The 22,646-nt window shown below is 67.5% G+C and carries 21 protein-coding genes; 10 read left to right on the top strand and 11 right to left on the bottom strand.

Features of this window, described 5'->3' with window-relative positions:
* Nucleotides 1-188: 188 nt before the first annotated feature.
* Nucleotides 189-1,322: an asparaginase gene (locus tag J8I82_RS02585; RefSeq protein ID WP_209754264.1), complete on the top strand. Its 1,134-nt coding sequence runs from the start codon at nucleotides 189-191 to the stop codon at nucleotides 1,320-1,322.
* 235 nt (nucleotides 1,323-1,557) lie between these two features.
* Here the strand turns inward: J8I82_RS02585 and J8I82_RS02580 are convergent, their stop codons facing one another.
* Nucleotides 1,558-2,025, bottom strand: coding sequence for a PaaI family thioesterase (locus J8I82_RS02580; protein ID WP_209754263.1), 468 nt, complete (start codon nucleotides 2,023-2,025; stop codon nucleotides 1,558-1,560).
* Nucleotides 2,026-2,357: 332 nt separating this feature from the next.
* Here J8I82_RS02580 and J8I82_RS02575 point away from each other — a divergent pair, with 332 nt between their 5' ends.
* Nucleotides 2,358-3,284, top strand: a complete 927-nt coding sequence (locus J8I82_RS02575; RefSeq protein WP_209754262.1) for a transcriptional regulator GcvA — start codon at nucleotides 2,358-2,360, stop codon at nucleotides 3,282-3,284.
* A 71-nt stretch (nucleotides 3,285-3,355) separates the two neighbouring features.
* On the opposite strand, the gene J8I82_RS02570 is transcribed toward J8I82_RS02575, so the two are convergent.
* From J8I82_RS02570 to J8I82_RS02550, 5 genes are all read right to left on the bottom strand, one after another.
* A complete protein-coding gene (locus J8I82_RS02570) occupies nucleotides 3,356-3,766 on the bottom strand; it encodes a thioesterase family protein (protein ID WP_209754261.1) in 411 nt (136 codons plus the stop codon).
* Between the two features lie 86 nt (nucleotides 3,767-3,852).
* Nucleotides 3,853-4,779 carry an amidohydrolase family protein gene (locus J8I82_RS02565; protein WP_209754260.1) on the bottom strand — a complete coding sequence of 309 codons (927 nt, stop codon included), beginning with the start codon at nucleotides 4,777-4,779 and terminating at the stop codon, nucleotides 3,853-3,855.
* A gap of 4 nt (nucleotides 4,780-4,783) precedes the next feature.
* Entirely contained in the window at nucleotides 4,784-5,767 is a 984-nt protein-coding gene (locus J8I82_RS02560; protein ID WP_209754415.1) for a tripartite tricarboxylate transporter substrate binding protein, read from the bottom strand.
* Between the two features lie 52 nt (nucleotides 5,768-5,819).
* Complete coding sequence (locus J8I82_RS02555; protein ID WP_209754259.1) at nucleotides 5,820-7,052, bottom strand: CaiB/BaiF CoA transferase family protein; 1,233 nt, start codon at nucleotides 7,050-7,052, stop codon at nucleotides 5,820-5,822.
* Between the two features lie 69 nt (nucleotides 7,053-7,121).
* Nucleotides 7,122-7,901 carry an enoyl-CoA hydratase-related protein gene (locus J8I82_RS02550; protein ID WP_012352919.1) on the bottom strand — a complete coding sequence of 260 codons (780 nt, stop codon included), beginning with the start codon at nucleotides 7,899-7,901 and terminating at the stop codon, nucleotides 7,122-7,124.
* 272 nt (nucleotides 7,902-8,173) lie between these two features.
* Here J8I82_RS02550 and J8I82_RS02545 point away from each other — a divergent pair, with 272 nt between their 5' ends.
* From J8I82_RS02545 to J8I82_RS02515, 7 genes are all read left to right on the top strand, one after another.
* A complete protein-coding gene (locus tag J8I82_RS02545; protein ID WP_209754258.1) occupies nucleotides 8,174-9,313 on the top strand; it encodes an iron-containing alcohol dehydrogenase in 1,140 nt (379 codons plus the stop codon).
* 134 nt (nucleotides 9,314-9,447) lie between these two features.
* The gene (locus tag J8I82_RS02540; protein ID WP_209754257.1) at nucleotides 9,448-10,428 is read left to right on the top strand and encodes a DctP family TRAP transporter solute-binding subunit; all 981 of its coding nucleotides are present in this window, start codon (nucleotides 9,448-9,450) and stop codon (nucleotides 10,426-10,428) included.
* Nucleotides 10,429-10,438: 10 nt separating this feature from the next.
* A complete protein-coding gene (locus tag J8I82_RS02535; RefSeq protein ID WP_209754256.1) occupies nucleotides 10,439-11,371 on the top strand; it encodes an amidohydrolase family protein in 933 nt (310 codons plus the stop codon).
* Nucleotides 11,372-11,399: 28 nt separating this feature from the next.
* Nucleotides 11,400-11,900: a TRAP transporter small permease gene (locus tag J8I82_RS02530; protein WP_209754255.1), complete on the top strand. Its 501-nt coding sequence runs from the start codon at nucleotides 11,400-11,402 to the stop codon at nucleotides 11,898-11,900.
* Nucleotides 11,901-11,916: 16 nt separating this feature from the next.
* The gene (locus tag J8I82_RS02525) at nucleotides 11,917-13,194 is read left to right on the top strand and encodes a TRAP transporter large permease (protein ID WP_209754254.1); all 1,278 of its coding nucleotides are present in this window, start codon (nucleotides 11,917-11,919) and stop codon (nucleotides 13,192-13,194) included.
* A gap of 100 nt (nucleotides 13,195-13,294) precedes the next feature.
* A complete protein-coding gene (locus J8I82_RS02520; protein WP_209754253.1) occupies nucleotides 13,295-13,903 on the top strand; it encodes a PPC domain-containing DNA-binding protein in 609 nt (202 codons plus the stop codon).
* 88 nt (nucleotides 13,904-13,991) lie between these two features.
* Nucleotides 13,992-14,243, top strand: a complete 252-nt coding sequence (locus J8I82_RS02515) for a DUF1289 domain-containing protein (RefSeq protein WP_209754252.1) — start codon at nucleotides 13,992-13,994, stop codon at nucleotides 14,241-14,243.
* Between the two features lie 25 nt (nucleotides 14,244-14,268).
* On the opposite strand, the gene J8I82_RS02510 is transcribed toward J8I82_RS02515, so the two are convergent.
* The 4 genes from J8I82_RS02510 to J8I82_RS02495 form a co-directional block, all read right to left on the bottom strand.
* Entirely contained in the window at nucleotides 14,269-14,988 is a 720-nt protein-coding gene (locus J8I82_RS02510) for an MOSC domain-containing protein (protein ID WP_209754414.1), read from the bottom strand.
* 32 nt (nucleotides 14,989-15,020) lie between these two features.
* Nucleotides 15,021-15,728, bottom strand: coding sequence for a glutamine amidotransferase (locus tag J8I82_RS02505; RefSeq protein ID WP_209754251.1), 708 nt, complete (start codon nucleotides 15,726-15,728; stop codon nucleotides 15,021-15,023).
* A 137-nt stretch (nucleotides 15,729-15,865) separates the two neighbouring features.
* The gene (locus tag J8I82_RS02500; RefSeq protein WP_209754250.1) at nucleotides 15,866-18,313 is read right to left on the bottom strand and encodes a penicillin acylase family protein; all 2,448 of its coding nucleotides are present in this window, start codon (nucleotides 18,311-18,313) and stop codon (nucleotides 15,866-15,868) included.
* A gap of 115 nt (nucleotides 18,314-18,428) precedes the next feature.
* Nucleotides 18,429-19,859, bottom strand: a complete 1,431-nt coding sequence (locus J8I82_RS02495) for an aldehyde dehydrogenase family protein (RefSeq protein WP_209754249.1) — start codon at nucleotides 19,857-19,859, stop codon at nucleotides 18,429-18,431.
* A gap of 215 nt (nucleotides 19,860-20,074) precedes the next feature.
* On the opposite strand from J8I82_RS02495, the gene J8I82_RS02490 reads away from it, so the two are divergent.
* Nucleotides 20,075-20,686 carry a hypothetical protein gene (locus J8I82_RS02490; protein ID WP_209754248.1) on the top strand — a complete coding sequence of 204 codons (612 nt, stop codon included), beginning with the start codon at nucleotides 20,075-20,077 and terminating at the stop codon, nucleotides 20,684-20,686.
* Between the two features lie 72 nt (nucleotides 20,687-20,758).
* Here J8I82_RS02490 and J8I82_RS02485 read toward each other — a convergent pair whose 3' ends face one another.
* A complete protein-coding gene (locus J8I82_RS02485) occupies nucleotides 20,759-22,381 on the bottom strand; it encodes an ABC-F family ATPase (protein WP_209754247.1) in 1,623 nt (540 codons plus the stop codon).
* Nucleotides 22,382-22,646: the final 265 nt, after the last annotated feature.

Raw genomic sequence — 22,646 nt, 5'->3', positions numbered from 1 at the left:
GCCGAATCGGCATAACCGGCCGGGAACCTCCTCACGTATAGTCACTGCCGCTACCCGCCCGGCGCCTGCGCGCGCGGCGGCAAGCCATTGAAGGAAGACGGACCGCACCGCACCACCCACAAGGTCTGCAGTGCCGTTTCGCTCGAACCTGTACGTGCCTACACGTCCGTATAAATCCGAGGAGAACCATGAAGAACTTTGCCCGCGCCACTACGCTGGCCGCTGCCCTGCTTTCCGCCAGCCTGATCACCGCGCCTGCCCACGCACAGCCGGCGACGGTCGCCCCGCCTGCTGCGGCGCCCACAGCGCCCGCCGCTGCCACGGCTGAAGCCCGCAAGGCCAATATCGTCATCATCGGTACCGGCGGCACCATCGCCGGCGCCGGCGCGTCGGCCATCAATACCGCGGCCTACCAGTCCGCCGTGGTGCCGGTCGACAAGATCATCGCCTCGGTCCCTGAAATCTCGAAGGTCGCCAACGTCAAGGGCGAGCAGATCTTCCAGATCGGCTCGGAGAGCTTCAACAACGAACGCCTGCTGAAGCTGGCCAAGCGCGTGTCGGAAGTGCTCAAGCAGCCGGACGTCGACGGCATCGTCATCACCCACGGCACCGATACCATCGAGGAAACCGCGTACTTCCTCAACCTGACGCTGAAGAGCGACAAGCCGGTGGTGGTGGTCGGCTCGATGCGCCCGGGCACGGCGCTGGGCGCGGACGGCGCACTGAACCTGTATGACGCGGTGCTGGTGGCCTCCAATCCCGCTTCGAAGGGCAAGGGCACGCTGGTGGTGCTGAACGACGAGATCCACACCGGCCGCGACGTCACCAAGAGCAATACCTTCAAGGCCGAGACCTTCCGCTCGCAGTTCGGCCCGCTGGGCTACGTGGTGGAAGGCCGCTCGCTGTTCTACCGCCTGCCGGCGCGCCCGCACACGCTGCAGACCGAATGGGATATCGACAAGATCGACAAGCTGCCTGAAGTGGCCGTGGTCTACGCCTACGGCAACGTCAACCCGGCCAGCATCGACGCCGCGGTGAAGAACGGCGCCAAGGCCATCGTCTACGCCGCCACCGGCAACGGCAGCGTCGGCGACTACATGGTCGAGCCGCTCAAGGCAGCGCGCGCCAAGGGCGTGCAGATCGTGCGTGCCTCGCGCACCGGCAGCGGCGTGGTGGTCCGCAATGCGGAGCAGCCGGACGACAAGTACGACTGGATCGTCACCGACGACCAGCTGCCGCAGAAGGCGCGCATCCTGATGGCGCTGGCGCTGACCAGAACCAACGACCCGAAGGCGCTGCAGCAGGTCTTCTGGAAGTACTGATGGTGGCGCGGGCATGTCGGCGCCGATGCCAGACGCGCCCGCCTTCTCTTCCGAGCCCTCTCCCAAGGTGGGAGAGGGATAAGGAAAGCCAGCCTCACACGGAATCCGGCTGCCTCCCTATTGGAGGCGTATTCGCGCCAGTTTACTGGCGCGCAACGGTTGTGGAACACAAGTTCCGGCGGTTAATTGCATTTTAAGAAGAGGCCTGTGCGCATGCGCTGGCCTCTTCAGCGACTCAGAACATGGCGCTGCTCATCAACGCCTTTGCCACCAGCACGCCTTCGTCGGCAGCCTCGGCGTAGACCGCCACCTCGGTCGCCACCTGCCGCCGGCCACGCCGCACCACTGACGCCACGGCGCGCAATGCCGCCCCTTGCGCCGGGGCAAGGTACTGGATCGACAGCGAACTGGTCGCCCCTCCCCTCACTTCGTCGGCGCTGGCGCCGGACGCTGCGGCCGCGGCGCCGGCAATATCGATCAGCGTGGCGATCACCCCGCCGTGCACGGTGCTGCCATGGGTCACATTGGTCGGCAGGAACGGCATTTCGAGTTCGACATGCTCGGGGGCGAGGCTCGCCAGCCGCACGCCCAGCGCCCGCGCGACTGGCGAGCTCAGCAGGATGTTGTCGATCATCGCGTGCATGCGGGGGTCGACGGCGGCATCGCGGCGCGCGGGGGCGAGGCTGGCAATGGCCTGCGGCATGGGGCGGCTCCTTCAGATCAGTTATGGGGCTATGCCAGGCAGCGTAGGGGAATGCCGCGAGCGGCTCAATTACGTCGTACATAGTTGTGCGGCAATGGCGCCGCCAATGCGCGGCATGGCTCATATCGCGCACATCGGGCGCCGCGGGATCCGGTAATTTGCAGCTACGCGGCCGGACGCAATCCAGCGGCCGCCAATTCACCTACACGGGGACAGGCCCCTATTCCCATGCCCGGGCACGAATGCTATCGTGCAGCGGCTTGCCGGTGCCACAGCACCCCCACAGCACACCACATGCCGGCAAGGCATCTACAGGATTGCGTACCCCCGATATGTCGAGACAGATTCCCCCACTCAACCCGCTGAGGGCGTTCGAAGTGGCTGCCCGGCATCTGAGCTTCACGCGGGCCGCGGAGGAATTGTTCGTCACGCCATCGGCGGTCAGCCACCAGATCAAGGCTCTGGAAGAAAGCCTTGGCGTGCAGCTGTTTATCCGCGAGGCCAAGGCCCTGGTCCTGACACCGGCCGGCACTGCGTACCTGCCCAGCGTGCAGCTGGCCTTCAAGCAGCTCGCCGATGCCACCCACCGCCTGCACAGCAAGGACCGCCCCGCGCTGAAGGTCAACATGCCGCCCACGTTCGCGGTCAAATGGCTGATCCCGCGCATGGACCGCTTCATGAAGGCACACCCGGATATCGACCTGAAGGTGTCCACCTCGAACCATCGCATCGACTTCGAGCGCGACGATTTCGACATGGCGATCCGCTATGGCCGCGGCGATTACCCCGGCCTGCACTGCGAGCTGTGCATGGCGGTCGAAGTCATCCCGGTGTGCAGCCCGGCGCTGCTGCAAGGCCCGCAGCCGCTCGAAACACCGTCCGACCTGAAGCACCATACGCTGCTGCACGACGACAGCACGTACACAGACGTGAGCAACCCCGACTGGGCAATGTGGCTGGAGCATGCTGGCGTGACCGATGTCGACGCCAGCCGCGGGCCGTCGTTCTGGCCGAGCCACCTGGTCATCAACGCCGCGCTCAATGGCCTGGGCGTGGCGCTGGTGAAGAAGAACTGGATCGAGCAGGACCTGGCTGAAGGCCGGCTGGTGCGACTGTTCGAATCGATCCGGCTGCCAGTCGAATTCTCTTACTTCGTGGTGTTCCCGAAGGAGCGGCTGGAGGATCGCCGCATCCGCAGCTTCACTGACTGGATCCGCGCGGAAGTGTCGGCGGACCAGCAGCAGCCGGCCCCCGTCTGAGCGCAGCTTGCGGGGCGCGTCCCCCGCAAGCTGTGCGCGCCTGCCGCACCGGACAGGCTTGCTGCACGGCTTCAGGCCGCGGTGGGCATCGATGCCGTCTTCTTTTGCACGCGCGCGCGCAAGCGCCCGACATCGACCACGAAGCGGCGATGCGTGCCGCTGCAAACCCGCTCCACCGCATCGTCGGCAGTCACGCTGAACGTGACACTGCGGCCGTCGATGGCCGTGATCTCGGCGTGGATGCGCACCTCGCCGCCCAGCGGCGTGGCACCGGTGTGTTGCACCGACACCTCCGCGCCCACCGAGCTTTCGCCGTCATTGAGAAAGCCTTGCAGGAAGTCGAGACAAGTTTGTTCGATATCGCGCACCAGCTCGGGCGTGGCGTAGATGCGCAGGCTTTCGCCAAGAAAATCGATGGTGCGCTGGCGGTCGACCGTCAGCGTGCGCGCGCAGGTCGCGCCCGGTTGCAATCCGTTTTTCATCATGGGTTCCGTTCAGGTCTGGGGGCGAAGCCGCCCGGCCCGCCACGGCGCGAGCCGGGCGGGTGGCGGATCCTGGCAATGCGTTGCTACAGGCGATAGCAGCGCGCGGCGTTGTCGTGCCACAGCGCGCGCTGCTGTTCGGGCGGATAGACGGCGATGGCGGCGCGGAACCCCGTCACGATGGTGTCGTAGCTCGCCACCAGGCTGTCCACCGGGTAGTTGCTGGCAAACATGCAGCGTTGCGCGCCGAAGATGGCGATGGCGTCGCGGATCACCGGCACGTTGTCTGTCTGCGTCCATGGCTTGCCCGGCAATCCCAGGCCCGAGATCTTCACGGAGACATTGGGCTGCCCGGCCAGCCCGGCCATCGCGGCGCGCCAGCCGGCCAGGCCGGCTTCACTGCGGTCGGCCGGCAGCCCGGTATGGTTCAGGATCAGCTGCGTGCCGGGGAAATCCCGTGCCAGCGCAGCCGCCTGATCCAGGTTCCACCACGGCGCCTGCAGGTCGAAGGACATGCCATGGCGAGCCAGCAGCGCATAGCCTCGCCGCCAGCGCTCATCGTCCATCGAGCCGGGCACGCCGCGGCGCGCATCCTCGCGCCGCGCGGCGGTCACCGGCTTGTTGCGGATGCCGCGCATGATGGCGCAGGCGGCATGACCCGCCAGCACTTCCTCGACATCGCCGCGGTCAAGCTGGGCATGGCCGACGATCACCGTTGGCCGGCCCGTCCGCGCGGCGAGCTGCGTCAGCCATGCGGTCTCGTCGACGGGATTGCCGCGCGCCCATTCGGCCTCCACATGCACCGTCTTGACCGGCGCGCAGCCAGCCGTGTCGCGGGCGAAATCTTCAGGAAGATAGTTCCTGCGTAGCGCCGAGTAATCGCCATAGCGGAAGTTCGGCACCGATTCGCCCTGCAGCCACGGGTACGGGTTGCGCTCCAGGTCCCAGAAATGCTGGTGCGCGTCGATAAAAGGCGCGACGGACGCCGCGCCCTCCGCGGGTGTGTCGCGCATGGGCCTACTCCTTGACGCTGATGCGGCTGGCGAGCTGCTTGAACTGCGCCGACTCCTTCACCATGGCGGCCTGCAGCGTCACGTCATCGGCATAGGTATCGGTGCTGAAGTGCAACTTCTCCAGCGTCTGGCGCATCACCGGCTCCTGCACGGATTTCGCGATCGCTGTCTTCAGTACCGCGATCACCTCGGGCGGCGTGCCCTTCGGTGCCGAGATGCCGCGCCAGATCCCCATGGACAGGTCGATGTTGCGTTCCTTCAGCGTGGGCACGTTCTCGAAGCCGCTGACCCGCTTGTCGGCCATCACCGCCAGCACCTTGAGCTTGCCCGCGGCAACATGCGTGAATACCTCCGCCGTACTGACCGTGACCGCATCGATATGCCCGCCCAGCAGCGCGAGCGTGGCGGGAGCGCCGCCCGCATAGGGGATATGGTTGAACCTGGCGCCGGTCTTGTCGGCCAGCGCGGCGGCTGCCATATGCCACGCGGAGCCCTGCCCGGCGTTACCCACGCGGATATTGGCGTCCGGCTTGCGCGCATCGGCGACAAACTGCTCGATCGTGCTCCATGGCGCATCGGCCCGTACCGCCACGGCGGCCGGGTCCGCGTTCAGGCGTGCGATGGGGATCAGGTCCTGGTAGGTGAACTTGGCCAGCCCGAGGTAGTTCAGGAAGGTCAGCTCGCTGGACGACAGCACCAGCTTGTAGCCGTCCGGCTTCGCGTGGACCACTTCGCCCAGGCCTACCGCGCCGGTGGCACCCGGCTTGTTGATCACCACGATCGGCTGCGGCAGGTGTTTGGCGGCCGCGGCGGACAGCGCGCGCGCCACCACGTCGGCCCCGCCGCCTGCCTGCCAAGGCACAATCAGCTCGATGCGCCGGCTCGGGTAGGTTTCCGCACTTGCCGTGGCCGTACCACCCAGCAGCCCCAGCAGCCCCAGCACCACGGCCGCCGGCATCGCCCAGCGCCGCATCAGCGAAAGTGACATCGTCATGGTTGTCTCCTGTCTTTTATCGGTATAGATGATGGCCGCGGTGCGCTCAGGCGGCACCGCGTTCCAGTTCCTGTGCGCGGACCGGGGCGCCGAACGCCCCCTGCGCACGCAGCCGCGTAACGGTGGCCGCGTCCAGGCCAAACTCGCCCAGCACCTCATCGGTATGCTGGCCCAGCAACGGCGCCGGATAGCGCACCTGCTGCGGCGTGCCGCTCAGCTTGACCGGGAACCCCAGCGCCTTGACCCGCCCTTCGACCGGGTGGTCGATCTCCAGCACCATGTCCCGCGCCACCGCCTGCTCGCTGGCCAGCGCTTCGTCGTAGGTGAAGATCGGGGCCGCTGGCACACCGGCCGCCAGCAGCGCATCGACCCACTCCGCCGCTGGCTTGCGCGCGAATTCTGCCTCAATTTCAGGGATCAGCGCGGCGCGGTTGCGGATGCGGGCGGCGTTGTCGGTAAAGCGCGGATCGGCAAGCAGGTCCGGGCGCTCGATCACCTCGCACAGCGCGGCCCACAGCTTGGGATTGGCCGCGCCAATGACAAAGTGCCGGTCGGCGGCCCGCACCGCCTGGTATGGCGCGCTCATGCGGTTGGCGCTGCCGATCGGTACCGGCACGTCGCCGGTGCCCCAGAACTCGGCCGATTCCCATACCGACAGGCCCAGCGCCGTTTCGAACAGCGACGCATCGACGTATTGCCCCTGCCCGGTATGCTCGCGACCCATCAGTGCGCTGAGGACGCCATAGGCGGTGAACAGCCCGGCCCCCAGGTCGGCGATCGGCACGCTGGCCTTGACCGGCGGCGCGTCCGGATGGCCCATCACGCTCATTACGCCCGACATGGCCTGCGCGATCAGGTCCAGCCCCGGGCGCCGCGACCATGGCCCGGTCTGGCCGAAGCCGGAGATGCTGGCGTAGACCAGGCGCGGATTGATCTCGCGCAGCACCGCATAGTCGATCTTCAGGCGAGCGGCCACGCCCGGACGGTTGTTCTCCACCAGCACGTCAGCGCCGCGCACCAGTTCATAGAAGGCCTCCAGGCCGGCCGGGTTCTTCAGGTCGATCTCGACACTGCGCTTGTTGCGGTTCAGCGCCAGGAAGCCGCCACTGTCATCGCCCTTGAGCCGGAAGCCCATCGACTTGCGGGTCTGGTCGCCGGCACCCGGCGCTTCGACCTTGATGACGTCGGCGCCCATGTCGCCCAGCAGCATGCAGCAGAACGGACCGGCCATGATCTGGCTGACGTCCAGGACCTTGATTTTCGATAACGGCAAATTCATGGATACCACCTGAGGTTGGGGCGGCCGCATGGGAATGGCGGCGCCGCGATGCTTGGAAAGTAGGTGCTTTCAACGGCCCACGAACTGCGGGCGGGTCTTGTCGATAAAGGCGCGGTGGCCGATGCGGAAATCCTCGGTATCGAAGCATGCATAGGACTCGGCATGCTCTTCCGGACGCAGCGGCGTGGGATCGAGCAGCCGGCGCACGAACTGCTTGTGCCAGCGCGCCACCAGCGGCGCGCCAGCGGCGATGCGCCGTGCCGCCGCATAGGCTTCGTCCGGCACGGCCTCGTCCGCCACCACGCGATTGACCAGGCGCTTGTGCAGGGCCTCGTCGGCATCGAACACGCGGCCTTCCAGGACGATCTCCAGCGCGGTGGCCGGCCCCGCCAGCGCCACCAGCCCACCCAGTTCGCCATACGACATCACCAGACCGAGCCGGTTGACCGGCACGCCAAAGCGGCTCGACCTGCCGCAGATGCGCAGGTCGCACATCGAGGCGATCTCCAGCCCGCCGCCGACGCAGGCGCCCTGGATCAGCGCGATGGTCGGGTGCCGGCATTCGGCGATGGCGCGCATGGTGGCATTGGTGATCTCGCCATACTGCTGCGCCTGTGCGGCGTTGGCGCGCATGGTGTCGAACTCGGCAATGTCGGCGCCGGCGGCAAAGGCCTTGTCGCCGGCGCCGCGCAGCACCACGCAGCGCAGCGTGTCGTCGGCCGACAGGCCCTGGATGGCTTCGGTCAGGCCCTGCCACATGGACAGGTCCATGGCATTGAGCTTGTCCGGGTTGTTCAGCGTGATGGTGGCGACCTGCGCGTCGCGCTCGATCAGGATCGGTTGTCTCATGGTTGTCGTTGGTGTGGAGGAGGCCCGGCAGCGGGCGGTGGTCCGTAGTCCGGCTGGTCTGCGCCAGTCTAGGGCCCGCGCCGCGCGCCGCAAAACGAGAAAATCTCAGCGCCGTTTCAAGAAAAACTAGGCATCCGGTGCTGTGAGTTTTTCTTGGGCAGCCTTCAAGTAATTCCACGTTGTGACCCGCGGGCCTTGTTCCTAGACTTCGTCACCAATGCAGCCGGCCCGCCCACAGGCACACGGCGCACCCCACACAGCATGGAGACAAGATGGCCCTCATCCACTACATCACCCAGATCCAGATCGACTTCGGCGCGATCGGGCTGCTGGCCCAGGAATGCGAACGCATCGGCATCAACCGCCCGCTGGTGGTCACCGATGCCGGCGTCAAGGCCGCCGGCATCGTGCAGCGCGTGCTGGAGCAGCTGCGCCCCGGCTGCGAGGCGGTGATCTACGACGGCACGCCATCCAATCCGACCGAAGCCGCCATGCGCGAGGCCATGCGCCTCTATGGCGAGTACCGTTGCGACGGCATCATCGCGGTGGGCGGCGGCTCGCCGATCGACCTGGCCAAGGGGGTCGCGGTCTGCGCCACGCACGACGGCCCGTTGCGCCAGTTCGCCGCGATCGAGGGCGGCGTGGCGCGGATCACGGCGGCCACCGCACCGGTGATCGCGATCCCCACCACCGCCGGCACCGGCAGCGAAGTCGGCCGCGGCGCCGTGCTGATCCTCGACGACGGCCGCAAGGTCGGCGTGCTGTCGCCCTACCTGGTCCCGCGCGTGGCGATCTGCGACCCGGAGCTGACGCTGGGCCTGCCGCCGATGCTGACGGCGGCCACCGGCATGGATGCCATCGCGCATTGCCTGGAAACCTTCATGGCGCCGGCCTTCAATCCGCCCGCCGACGGCATCGCGCTCGATGGCCTGCGCCGCGCCTGGCTGCATATCGAGCGCGCGCGCCGGGATCCGCAGGACCGCGGCGCGCGCCTGGCCATGATGAGCGCATCGATGCAGGGCGCGCTCGCTTTCCAGAAGGGGCTGGGCTGCGTGCATAGCCTGAGCCATGCGCTGGGCGGGCTGATGCCGACGCTGCACCACGGCACCCTGAACGCCGTGCTCCTGCCCGCGGTGATCCGCTTCAAGGCCGACGCGCCGTCGATGCGGGCCGACGACAAGCTGGCCCGCATCGCGCAGGCCATGGGGCTGCCCGATGCCAACGCCGTCGGCCCGGCCATCACCGACATGAACCGGCGCCTGGGCCTGCCCGCGGGCCTGCGCGAAATGGGCGTCGATCCGGCGCTGTTCCCGCGCGTCATCGACTACGCGCTGGCCGATCACTGCCACAAGACCAGTCCGCGCGAAGCCAGCGCGCAGGACTACCTGCTGATGCTGCAGGCCTCCCTGTAAGGCCGGCGCCTTCCCTGCATCCATAACAACATCAGTGAGACCACGCATGCGACGTCGCACATTGCTGTGCGCGGGCGCGGCCGCATTGAGCCCGGCGCACACCGACCGGGCCGCATGACACCCCAGGAGACACCATGAAACACGTTATCCCGCATATCGTGCTGGCAGCGCTATTGTCCGTTGCCGGCGTGGCGCAGGCAGAGGCACCGGTAAAGCTGCGCTTTGCCCATACCGTTCCGGAAACCGACTCCCAGCACCTGGCCGCGCTTGCCTTCAGCAAGAAGGTCAAGGAGCGCACCCAGGGCGGCGTCGAGATCCAGGTCTTCGCCAACAGCCAGCTCGGCAACGACACCACGCTGGTCACCGGCGTGCGCAGCGGCACCATCGATATCGGCGCCACCGGCAATCCCTTTGTCACGGGCCTCGCGCCACGCCTGAACGTGCTCGACCTGCCCTACCAGTTCGAGGACGGCCCCTCGGCGTACAAAGTGCTGGACGGCCCGGTCGGCCGCTCATTGCTGGAGGAGTTGGGCGCCCACCGCATCAAGGGCCTGGCCTTCTGGGAGATCGGCTTCCGCAGCCTTGGCAACAACAAGCGGCCGGTCAACAAGGCCGAGGACATCCGCGGCCTGAAGATCCGCACCACGCCCAATCCTTCGCATATCAAGGCCTTCCAGCTGCTGGGCGCGAGCCCGCAGCCGATGCCGTTCGCCGAGGTCTTCGGCGCGCTGGAATCCGGTGCGGTCGACGGCCAGGAAAATCCGCCCACGCTGATGGTCTCGGCCAAGATGTACGAGGTGCAGAAGTACGTGTCGATGACCCGCCACGCCTATACCGCTCTGGTGGTGCTGATGAACAAGGCGAAGTTCGACGCGCTCAAGCCCGAGTACCAGAAGGTGCTGCTGGAAGAGGCCGCTGCCGCCGCCACCCACCAGCGCAAGCTCAACGCCGACAACGAGGCCGCGGCGATCGCCACGCTGCGCGCCAGGGGCGTGCAGGTCAACGAGCATCCCGACAACGCCGGCATCCGCAAGGTGGTACGCGAGGAGACGCGCCAGCTGTTCGTGCAGAAGAACGGCGACGCCGTGCTGCGGGCCATGGACGCCCAGCGCTAGGAGGCCGGCCATGCCAGCATTGCCCGCCGCCATCGTCGATGCCCACCACCACCTGTGGCGCCTCGGCCCGGCGCGTCACCCCTGGCTGCAGGAAGGGTACGACCCTGCCGCCTTCTTCCTCGGCGATTACGCCGCGCTGCGGCAGGACTTCGATCCCGCCGCCTACCTGCGCCAGTGGGACGGCCTGCCCCTCGCGGCCAGCGTGCACGTGGAAGCCGAGCGGCATGCCGACGAGTCGGTGGCCGAGACCGCGTGGCTGCATCAGGTCCACGCGCGCCACGGCTTTCCCAATGCAGTGGTGGCGCATGCCGACTTCAACAGCGACACGCTGGCGGCACAGCTGCGCGCGCACCAGGCCTTCCCGCTGGTGCGGGGCGTGCGGTGCAAGCCGCGCACCAGCCAGAGGGCGGATGGCAGCGTGCGCGGCCAGCCCGGCACGCTGCAGGACCCGCGCTGGCTCTCCGGGCTGCAGCGGCTGGCCGGGCATGGCCTGGCGTGGGACCTGCGGGTGCCGTGGTGGCACCTGGAGGATGCCGCCGAGGCGATCGCGGCGGTGCCAGGGCTTGCCGTGGTGGTGGAACACACCGGGCTGCCCTGGGACCGCACCGAGGCGGGCCTGTCCGGCTGGCGCCGCGGGCTGGCGGCCGTGGCGAGCCTGCCGGGGGTGCACCTGAAGCTGTCCGAATTCGGACTGCCGGGTGCGGCGTGGGATCGCGCCGGCAACGTCAGGGTCGTCCGCCAGGCGCTGGAGATCTTCGGCTGGCAGCGCTGCATGTTCGCCAGCAACCTGCCCGTGTCGGGACTGCGCGCGTCGCTGCATGAAATCGTCAATACCGTGGCCGCCGCGCTGGAAGGCCTGCCCGACGCCGCCGCGCAGGCGGTGTGGCACGACAACGCCATGCGCTTTTACCGGATCGGGGCGCCTGTGGCGAGCCTGCGCTGAGTCCCCGTCCACCCAGGAGTTTTCAATCATGAACCGAATTACGCTGCGCCTGATCCAGGGCGCGATGGTCGCCATGATGGCCACCATGATCGTGCTGGTCTTTGGCAACGTAGTGCTTCGCTACGTCTTCAATTCCGGCATTGCCTTCTCCGAGGAAGCCTCGCGCTTCGTCTTTATGTGGCTGACGCTGACCGGCGCGCTGCTGGTCATGCATGACAAGGCCCACCTTGGAATGTCCACCGTGGTATCGCGGCTGGGCGAGACCGGGCAGCGTGCCTGCCGACTGCTCGCCGACGCGGGCGCCCTGGGCTGCTGCCTGCTGCTGGCGCATGGCGCCTGGCAACTGGTGGCGATCGGCATGGACGACCGCGCTCCCGTCACCGGCGTGCCGCTGGGCGTGGTCTATGCCTGCCTGCTGGTGTGCAGCGTGGGCATGGCGGCGATGCTGCTGCACGGGCTGTGGCGCCTGGTCAGCGGCCGCATGGCGCAGCATGAACTGGTGCCGCAGTCCGGCGCCGCCGGCGAATAAGCGCAAGGAGCCTGTCATGACCATCTTTGTCTTTGTCGGCTCGCTGCTGGGCGCGATGTCGCTCGGCATGCCCATCGCCTTTGCGCTGCTGGCTTCCGGCGTCGCGCTGATGCTGCACCTGGGCAGCTTCGATACGCAGATCCTTGCGCAGAACATGCTCGAGGGCGTCAACAACTATCCGCTGATGGCGGTGCCGTTCTTCATGCTGGCGGGCGAGCTGATGAACGCCGGCGGCCTGTCACGGCGTATCGTGCGCGTCGCCGACGCAGCGGTCGGACACGTCCGTGGCGGGCTGGGCTACGTGGCGATCATCGCGGCAACCGTGGTGGCCAGCATTTCCGGCTCCGCGGTGGCCGATACCGCGGCAGTCGCCGCGTTGCTGATCCCGATGATGCGCAACGCCGGCTACAACGTGCCGCGCGCGGCGGGACTGATCGCGGCGGGTGGCATCATCGCGCCGGTGATCCCGCCGTCGATCGCTATCGTCGTGTTCGGCGTGGTCGCGCAGGTTTCCATCACCAAGCTGTTCCTCGCCGGTATCGCGCCCGGCGCGATGATGGCGCTGACGCTCGCCGTCACCTGGCACTTCTGCGCACGCAAGGAAAAACTGGCGCCGACGGAGCCGTTCAATGTGCGCCGCCTGGGCAGGGCCGCGCTCGACGGGGTCTGGGCCCTGGTGCTGCCGGTGGTGATCATCGGCGGCATGAAGATCGGCGCGTTCACGCCGACCGAGGCGGCGGTGGTGGCCGTGGTCTACGCCATGGTGGCCGGCCGCTTCGTCTACGGCGAACTGAAGCTGCGCGCGCTGCCGGAGCTGATCGTCACCGCCGCCAAGACCTCCAGCACGGTGCTGTTCCTGGTGGCCTGCGCGCTGGTGTCGGCATGGCTGATCACCATCGCGAATATCCCGGCGCAGGTGACCGACCTGCTCGAACCTTTCATCGACAACAAGATCCTGCTGATGTTCGTCATCATGGTCCTGGTGATCGTGGTGGGCACCGCGCTCGACCTGATGCCGACAGTGCTGATCATGACGCCGATCCTGATGCCGGTGATCACCAAGGCGGGCATCGACCCGGTGTATTTCGGCGTGATGTTCGTGCTCAACAATGCGATCGGCCTGCTGACGCCGCCGGTGGGCACGGTGCTCAACGTCGTGGCGGGCACTTCGCGCTGCAGCCTGGACAGCGTGATCGGCGGGGTCTGGCCGTTCCTGCTGAGCCTGACCGCGCTGATGTTCCTGTTCGTGCTGTTCCCGCAGCTGATCCTGGTGCCGGCCGCATGGCTGCATTGAGGCCAACTGCGCCAGGCTGCCGCCGCATCCGCCCGCTTCTCAGTTTTTCTTGCCGTAGCCGCAAATCCCACTGCAAACAAACCCAGACAGGAGACAACCAATGATCCTTCGCCAAACCCTGCGCGCCCGCCAGGCGCTCGCCACCCTCGCAGCGGCCGCCGCCGTCGGCGCCATCGCCCTGATGCCCGCGGCAGCCGCGGCGCAGCCGGCGCCATCCGCCGAATGCAGGGCGGCACTGGACGCCCGCGCCCAGAACCCCAACTACCCGCGCGACAGCGTGCCGCGCTACATCAAGACCCCCACCGGTTACCTGCTGGTGCTGCGCATGGGCGACAACGTGTTCGAGCAGATCGAGGCCTTTGCCATCTGCGAGAAGGTGCCCAGCGCGAGCTTGTCCGCGATCGGCTTCGCCAACGTCACCTTCGGCTTCTGGGACGCCGCGAAGAAGCAGTTCAACCCGCGCACCTTCCGCAACGTGGAGATGGCCAGCATCGTCGGCAGCCTGGCGTGGAAGGAAGGCAAGCCGTCGATCCACGCGCACGGCGTCGCCGGCGACAGCAGTTTCGACACGTACGGCGGCCATATCCTGTCGATGGAAGTCGGCACGGGATCACTGGAAGTGACGGTGACGGCCTATCCGCAGCAACTGGAACGCGGCATCGACCCGAAGATCGGCGCGAACGTGCTGGGACTGCGCGATAGCCACTGACGGGCCGCGGGATTGGGCGGTGGGACCGGCGGCGGCCGGTCCCACCCCGTATAATGTGCCCCCGTTTCACCCCAACCCACTCGTCGACATGCCGCAGTCTCCCGAATCCGCCCCGTTCCGCCCCCAACCGGACACCGGCGCCACGGATTCCCCGCTGTCCGACCGTCCGGACAGCCCGTGCATCGGCATCTGCTCCACGCTGTTCGACGAAATCTGCCAGGGCTGCGGGCGCACCGCAGCCGAGGTCAGCAACTGGGTGTTCTTCAGCGACGAGGAAAAGCAGGGGGTGTGGGAGCGCATCACGCGCGAAGGCACGGCCCGACGCTTCCGGCAGGACTGATACGCGCCTGCCCCTGCGCGGCCGCTCAGCCGCCCGCCAGGCGCCGCTCCATGTCTTCGACTTCGCGCCGCTCCAGGCGCTCGCGTGCGAGCTTGCGCCAGCTCTCCGCCAGCGGAACCAGCGCGGCCATGTCGCCGAGCGCGGCATAGTCGAGCCTGTCGACATACAGCACGTGCAGGAGCCGCTGCAGCGGCCATTGCGGGTATGGACGCGCCACCAGCGCCAGCGTATCGCCCGCGCCTGTCTCGCCATCTTCCAGCACGCGGTAATACCATCCGGTGCGCAGGCTCTGCTGCACCGCCCGTGACATGCCGGCATAGCCGAAGCGGTGATTGAGCTTGAAGCATGGCTGGCGTGCCTGCGAGACTTCGACCAGCGCCGTGCCGAGCCGGAAGCGATCGCCGATGCAGATATCGGACTCGGTCAGCCCTTGCGTGCTGAGGTTCTCGCCGAATGCGCCGGGAGCATCGAGCAGGGCAATGCCGGCCGCGCCCTGTTCCGCCAGTTCGGCACGCCAGCCGGGGTAGTGATCGCGAGGATAGTGGTGCAGCGCCTTTTCCGGGCCGCCGTGATGGCGTGGATCGCCCTGCTGGTCGCCCTCCAGCCCGAGCGAGCCGATGCGCACACGCCCGCTGGCGGCTGACTTGGCGATGCCGCTGGGTACGCCTTTGGGCCCGAACGGCCGCACTGCGCCAACCAGCACCGCGTCGATAACGGCCCGCACATGCGACACCGGCGGCGACACTGGCGGCGGCGACACCGGCAATGCAGACGTACTCACAGCTCCGCCTGCTCCAGCCAGCGGGCAAACATGCGTTCGCCTGCCGCCGCCACCTTCGCGCCGACTTCCGCCGTGCGCGCGCGAATGGTGCGCGGGTCGATGCCGGCCTTGCCGAGTTCGACGGTATGGCCAACCAGCCAGGCCTCGATGTCGCCCGGCATCACCTCGGGATGGAATTGCAGCGCCAGCACCTGGTTGCCGATGGCATACGCCTGGTTAGTCACCGCCGCGGTGGACGCCAGCAGTTCGGCGCCGGCCGGCAGGTCGAAGGTATCGCCGTGCCAGTGCAGCACTTCCCAGTTGGCCGCGTCCAGTTCGCCAAGCGCCGAATCCCGTCCGGCCGGCGTCGGCACGATCGATCCCCAGCCGATCTCGCGCGTGCCGGGATACACGCGCGCGCCGGCGGCACGGGCGATCAGCTGCGCGCCCAGGCAAACCCCGATTATCTTGCCGCCCGCGGCCAGCCGCTGGCGGATCAGCGCGATTTCGCCTTCCAGCCACGGATAGGCATCGGTCTCGTAGACGCCAATCGGGCCGCCCAGGATCAGCAGCAGGTCGGCCGGGTCATCGACGATGGGGCTCAGGTCGTCGACACCCGCCTGGAATGCCCGCAGCGCATGGCCGCGCGCGCGCAGCGCGTTGCCGATCACGCCCGCGTGCTCGAATGCGAGGTGCTGGATCACATGGGTGGTGCGCGTGGCCATGGGCGGCTCCTGCCATTCAAAAAGGGCCCTCATGGTAGCGCCAATGGCAACGCCGCGAGAAAACCACGGCGGGATATCGCCTATTTGATATCGCCTGTTTGGGCGGTATCCCCGGCACGGCATGCCGCCACGGTGCGCTAATTTGTCGCAGCCGGAACCAGGGTCAGGGCGTTGGCCTGCGCAGGTGCCAGGGGCATGGTCACGTACTCCACCGCCGCCCATTTGCCGGTCCAGTCGCGATAGCGCGGCAGCAACGCGTTGCCGGACTGGCCGGTGGAATCCATGAAGCGCGATCCTGGCAGGTCGGCCAGGTCGTACAGCGCCCGCACGCTGGCGGCATGGGTATTCTCGAACGGCGCCTTCTCGTCGCGCAGGTTGTGGCGGCCGACGTTGACCGTATACGTGTCGCCGCCGGTCGGCACGCGCAGGTTGAACAGCGGCGACAGGTACGCGACCTTGCCGAACGGCTTGTGCTCGGAGCGGGCCGCATGCGCTTCGCCCCAGCGCCAGCGTTTCGGGTCCTCGCCATAGCGGCGCGACAGGTCGGCCATCGCCTGCGTCCAGGCATCGGCAATCGCCTCGTTGCAGCTTTCCGCGGGGCCCGTATGCGGACGGTCACACCAGAACGCCCCGAGCTTGCCGGGGTCGCGCAGGATATTCAGCATCGGCTGCTGCACATTGCGCTGGTCCCATAGCCGGACAAAGATCGCCTCGCCGACCTTTTCCTCGAACAGCCGCCGCGACAGCTCGCGCAGCCAGGCGGTGACCACCAGCGGCTCGGCGCGCCCGGCGTCCATGGTGCCGTCCCACTTGCGCAGCGCATCGAGCAGCGCGCGCTCGCGCTGCGGCCGTGCGCCGTCGTGGCTGACCGGTGCGGCCAGCAGCAGCGGCAAGGCATCGCGCACGGCCAGCGACAGCACGTCTTTCTGGATCGCGGCGAAGGTGTCGAAGGTGTGTCTGGGCGTGGCCGCCAGCAACGCCTGGATGCGGTCATGGCGATATGGCACCGTCCATTCGCTGGTGATGAAGTACGGGTAGTCCGGCGGCACGATGCGCTGGTTGGCGGTCACGATCACGCCTTCCGCCGGGTTGTAGCGCTGCGGCAGGGCCTCGAACGGGATAAAGCCGACCCAGTCATAACGCGCGTCCCAGCCCGGCGCGGGCGCCAGGCCCTTCAGGTCGTTGTCGGCGCGGCGCAGCGGCACCCGGCCAGGCGCGAAGAAGCCGATATTGCCGTCGACATCGGCGTAGACGATGTTCTGCTGCGGAGAATGGAAGTCGCGCAGCGCGGCGGTAAAGCTGGCCCAGTCGCGCGCCTCGTTCATCTTCATGCCGGCCTGGAAGGTGCGGTCGTCCGGCCGCAGCGCGGTCCACTGGAACGCGACCACGTATTGCGCGCCTAGCGGCCCGGCCGCGGCGGACAGCGGCTCGGACACGTCCGAGACCACTGGCCCATGGCGCGTGCTGCGGACCTTCAGCGTCACGTCGGGCGCGCCCTTGACGCGGATGGTCTCGGTGCGGGTCTCGAAGGCGGCCCATCCGTCCGGCGTCTGGTATTGCGTTTCGCTGCCGGGCCGCAGCCGTTCGATGAACAGGTCCTGCACATCCGGCGCGGTATTGGTCAAACCCCATGCGATGCGGTCGTTGTGCCCGAGCACCACCACCGGAATGCCGGGCAGCGTGGCGCCTGCCACGTCGAGTCCCGGGGCCGTCATGCGGGCGAAATACCACAGCGCCGGCGCCTGCAAACCCAGGTGCGGGTCGTTGGCCAGCATCGGCTTGCCCGATTGCGTATGCGCGCCGGAGACCACCCAGTTGTTCGAGCCCATGCCCTCGACATAGCCCGGCGGCGCCTTGTCGCTGACGCTGGCCATGGCATTGGCCAGCGGCGCCAGGTGCTTGTACAGGTGGCCGTAGTCCATGGTGCGCACCGGCTGCTCGCCCGGGTACGGTGCCAGCAGTTCGCTGATGCGCGCCACCGGCAGCACTTGCGCCAGGCGCATGCGCAGCGTTTCCTGGTTCCAGTTGCCGCCCAGGTCCCAGGCCATCATGGTCTGCCAGCCCAGCGTATCGGCCGGCTCCCAGTGCTCCGGCTGCGTGCGCAGCAGCAGGAATTCAGGCGGCAGCGGCCCCTGCCGGTGATCGATCCACGCATTGACGCCGTCGGCGTATGCCTGCAGGGCGGCCCGCGTCTCCGGCGCGGCCTGCGCAAGGATCGCTTCGGCGTTGCGCCGCACGCCCAGCGTGCGCAGGAACTTGTCGGTATCGAGCGCGGACGGGCCCAGGATCTCGGCGAGCCGGCCAGCCACCACGCGCTTGTTCATCTGCATCTGCCACAGCCGGTCCTGCGCGTGGACATAGCCCAGCGCGAACCATGCGTCGGCCTTGCTGGCGGCACGGATCTGCGGCACGCCGTTGCCATCGCGCACGACGGTGACCTGCCCACGCAGACCAGGCAGCGCGGCTGTGCCGGATGCGGGCGGCTGCGCGGCCTGGCGATACCAGATCAAACTTCCCGCCGTGCCGGCTAACGCCAGCACCAGCAGCCATCCCACAAGCCTGGCCAGACGACCGAACCAGCGCATCGTTGCTCTCCCCTTATCGTTGTCGTTGCATGGCACCGGCGACGGCCGCCGCTTCTTCGGCGGCGATGCAAAAAATGCCCGGACCAGCCGGGCATTTTCCCATGTCGCGCAGGCCTCAGGCCGGCTTCCTCAACTGCAGGGCCTTGTATTCGAGGAATTCCTCCAGCCCGTACTTGCCGGCTTCGCGCCCGTTGCCGGACTGCTTGTAGCCACCGAACGGCGCCGCCATGTTGAACGGCCCGCCGTTGATGTCGACCTGCCCGGTACGGATGCGCCGCGCCACGCGGATCGCGCGCGCCTCGTCGCCGGACCAGACGCCGCCGCCCAGCCCGTAGATGCTGTCATTGGCGATACGCACCGCGTCTTCCTCGGTGTCATAGCAGATGATCGTCAGCACCGGCCCGAAGATCTCCTCCTGCGCCACGGTGGCGCGCGGCTCGACCCTGCCGAGCACGGTCGGCCTGACAAAGAAGCCCTGGTCCAGCCCCTCCGGCGCCTCGGGGCCGCCGGCCACCAGTTCCGCGCCCTCTTCCAGTCCGCGGCGGATATAGCCGGTGACGCGCTCCTTCTGCACCGCGGAGATCAGCGGTCCGAGCCGGGTGGTTTCCTGCAGCGGATCGCCCACGGTAAAGCCGGCCACCACCTTCTGCGCGATCGCCTTCACTTCGTCGTAGCGGGCACGCGGCACCAGCATGCGGGTATGCGCCGAGCAGGTCTGGCCCGAATTGAGGAAGCAGGCGCTGATCGTGCCCTTGACCGCCGCCGGCAGGTCGGCATCGTCCAGCACCACCGACGCAGACTTGCCGCCCAGCTCCAGCGCCACGCGCTTGACCGTTTGCGACGCCAGTTCGGACACGCGCTTGCCGGCCCGGGTCGAACCGGTGAACGACACCATGTCGACCTCCGGATGGCTCGCCAGCACCTCGCCCACCACCGGGCCAAAGCCCGTCACCAGATTGAACACCCCCGGCGGCAGGCCCGCGGCCTCGATCACTTCGGCCAGCACGAAGGCGTTCAGCGGCGCCACTTCCGACGGCTTGAGCACCACCGTGCAGCCCGCGGCCAGCGCCGGCGCGACCTTCAGCGTGATCTGGTTGAGCGGGTAGTTCCACGGCGTGATCGCCGCCACCACGCCCACCGGCTCGCGCACCACCAGCGAATTGCCGACTTCTTCCTCGAAGGGGAAGGTATCGAGCAGCTTCGCGGCCTGTCCCCAGTTGTAGACCGGACCGCCCACCTGGATCGCGCGCGCCAGCTTGATCGGCATGCCGACTTCGCCGGCGATCATCTGGGCCAGTTCTTCGCTGCGCGCCTTCAGACCTTCGGCGATCTTGGCGATATAGCCTGCGCGCTCCGACGCGGGCGTCGCCGCCCAGCCGTCAAAGGCAGCGCGGGCGGCCTGGATGGCGTCTTCCGCATCGCGCGGCGAGCCTTCGGGAATGGTCGCCATCACCGCTTCGGTGCTGGAATGGATGACGTCGATGGTGCCGGTACCGTGGGGCGCGACCCACTTGCCGTTGATAAACAGTTTGTCTCGTTGTTGCATGGCCACAGTTCTCGGTTGGTGCTGAGTTTGACGGATAGGCAACCGCAATTTTTTGTTACTTTTATGGTGCACGCACATTGTAGAGCGGTTTGGAGACTATGTTTCCAGCCCGGCAGCCCCCACGCCGGCCGCTCCTTATCAGATGGCGATAATCGGCCGCACCCGCAACACGGGATGCTCGCACGGTCGGCCGGCATAACAAGGGAGCGAGACACATGGTCGATCCGATCTACCGCAAGACGGATGCGGGACAAGACGAGATCAGGACACGCGCACGCAAGCTGGACCACAAGCTGCGCGCGCTGCTGTTGATGGTCAACGGCGAGCGCCGCGGGCAAGACCTGCTGGCGCAGGTGGCAGCCATGGGCGTCGGGCCCGATGCCATGGACATGCTGGCCGCCCAGGGGCTGGTCGAGCCAGTGCAGGAGGCGGCACCGGCGCTTGCGGCTACCGCTGCGGATGCCCCTGCCCGTACATCGAACGCCGCGACGGATACCAACATGTTTTCCGTGTACGCCATGCGGCACGCGCCGGGAGCCGGGCCCGCGGCAATGCATGACCCGACCCAGCCGACGCACTCTGCCGCCGAGATCGACGCGTTCCAGCGCCTCTACCACTTCTATACCGAAGTCATCGGCCAGCACCTGGGCCTGCGCGGCTACATGCTGCAAGTCAAGGTGGAAAAGGCGCAGGACCTGCCTGCACTGCTGATCCTGCGCGAGCCGCTGCACGCGGCGCTGCTCAAGGCCAAGGGGGAAATCACGGCGCATGCGATCCTGCGTGAACTGGACACCATCGCACAAGACCTCCCGGCGGCAGCCGGTTGAGCGGCCACGGGCGCACGAGACAGCAAAAAGGCCGCCTCGGAAGGCGGCCTTTTCCATGGGCATGAGGCAAGCTCAGCCGTCGATCCCCTGCGACTGCAGGTACTCGTCATACGTACCCAGGTAATCGGTCAGCGTACCGTCGGTGCGCACTTCGATCACGCGCGTGGCCAGGCCGCTGACGAACTCGCGGTCGTGCGAGACGAAGATCAGCGTGCCCTGGAACTTGTCCAGCGCGATCTGCATCGACTCGATCGACTCCATGTCCATGTGGTTGGTCGGCTCGTCCAGCGCCAGCACGTTATGGCGGCCCAGCATCAGCTTGCCCCAGATCATGCGGCCCTTCTCGCCCCCGGACAGCACCTTGACGTTCTTCTTGATATCGTCGGCCGAGAACAGCAGGCGGCCCAGCGTGCCGCGCAGCGAGGTCTCGTCATCGCCGGCCTGCGTCCACTGGCTCATCCAGTCCATCACGTCGCGGTCCGTGGGGAATTCCTCGTAGGTGTCCTGCGGCATATAGCCCACATTGGCGTTTTCCGCCCACTTGATCTCGCCGCGGTCCACTTCGACGCCGCGCTGCACGCCGGTCTGCACCGCACCGTTCAGCAGGCTGCGCAGCAGCGTGGTCTTGCCCGCGCCGTTCTCGCCGATGATGGCCACGCGCTCGCCGGCCTGGATCGCCATCGACAGGTTGCTGATGATCTTGCGGTCGTAGCTCTTGGTGACGCCTTCCGCCTCGACTGCCAGGTTGTGCAGCTTCTTCTCGAACTCGAAGCGGATGAACGGGTTCTGGCGCGACGACGGCTTGATGTCCTCGACCTTGATCTTCTCGATCTGCTTGGCACGCGAGGTGGCCTGGCGGGCCTTGGACTTGTTGGCCGAGAAGCGGCGCACGAAGTCCTGCAGTTCGCTGATGCGCTCCTTGGCGCGCGCGTTGGCGGCCATCTGGCGCTCGCGGGCCTGCATCGACGCTTCCATGTAGTCGTCGTAGTTGCCCGGGTAGACCTTGAGCGTGCCATAGTCCATGTCGGCCATGTGGGTGCAGACCGAGTTCAGGAAGTGGCGATCGTGGGAGATGATGATCATGGTGGAGTTGCGCTCGTTGAGCACGGTCTCCAGCCAGCGGATCGTGTTGATGTCCAGGTTGTTGGTCGGCTCGTCCAGCAGCAGCACGTCCGGGTTCGAGAACAGTGCCTGCGCCAGGAGCACGCGCAGCTTCCAGCCCGGCGCGACGTCGCTCATCGGGCCCTGGTGCTGCGTGGTGGGGATGCCCACGCCCAGCAGCAGTTCGCCGGCGCGCGCCTCGGCGGTGTAGCCATCGTATTCGGCGTACTTGGCCTCCAGCTCGGCGGCCTTCATGTAGTCTTCGTCGGTCGCCTCCGGGTTGGCGTAGATGGCGTCGCGCTCCTGCGCGGCGGCCCACATCTCGGTGTGGCCCATCATCACCACGTCCAGCACGCGCATGTCTTCATAGGCGAACTGGTCCTGGCGCAGCTTGCCCAGGCGGATGCCCGGCTCCAGCATGACGTTGCCGGACGACGATTCGAGGTCGCCGCCCAGGATCTTCATGAAGGTGGACTTGCCGCAGCCGTTCGCGCCGATCAGGCCGTAGCGGTTGCCCTCGCCGAACTTGACCGAGATATTCTCGAACAACGGCTTGGGGCCGAACTGCATGGTGATGTTTGCGGTAGAAAGCACGTCTGGAACCTTGTCTGGAGAATGTGGCGCCGCGGCACGGGCCGCATTGCGCAGGTTGTAGCACCGGGGTGCACCCCATGCCGTTCAGGGGCCGGCCTTGCCGGGAAGCATCGCGCCGTCCGGAGCATTCCGGAGCCATGGCTGGCGATGCGGCAGGGGCCGCGCCCGGTTCTTGCGAGAACCCGGCAGGAAGTCAGGAAATAACCGCATATTCTACCATCCGGATGCATTCCTTGCAGCCGGATGGCGGCATGGCGGCCAGCAC

The sequence above is a fragment of the Cupriavidus consociatus genome (genome assembly GCF_017814975.1).
GTDB lineage: Bacteria > Pseudomonadota > Gammaproteobacteria > Burkholderiales > Burkholderiaceae > Cupriavidus > Cupriavidus consociatus.
This window is presented reverse-complemented; position numbering and strand designations above follow the sequence as displayed.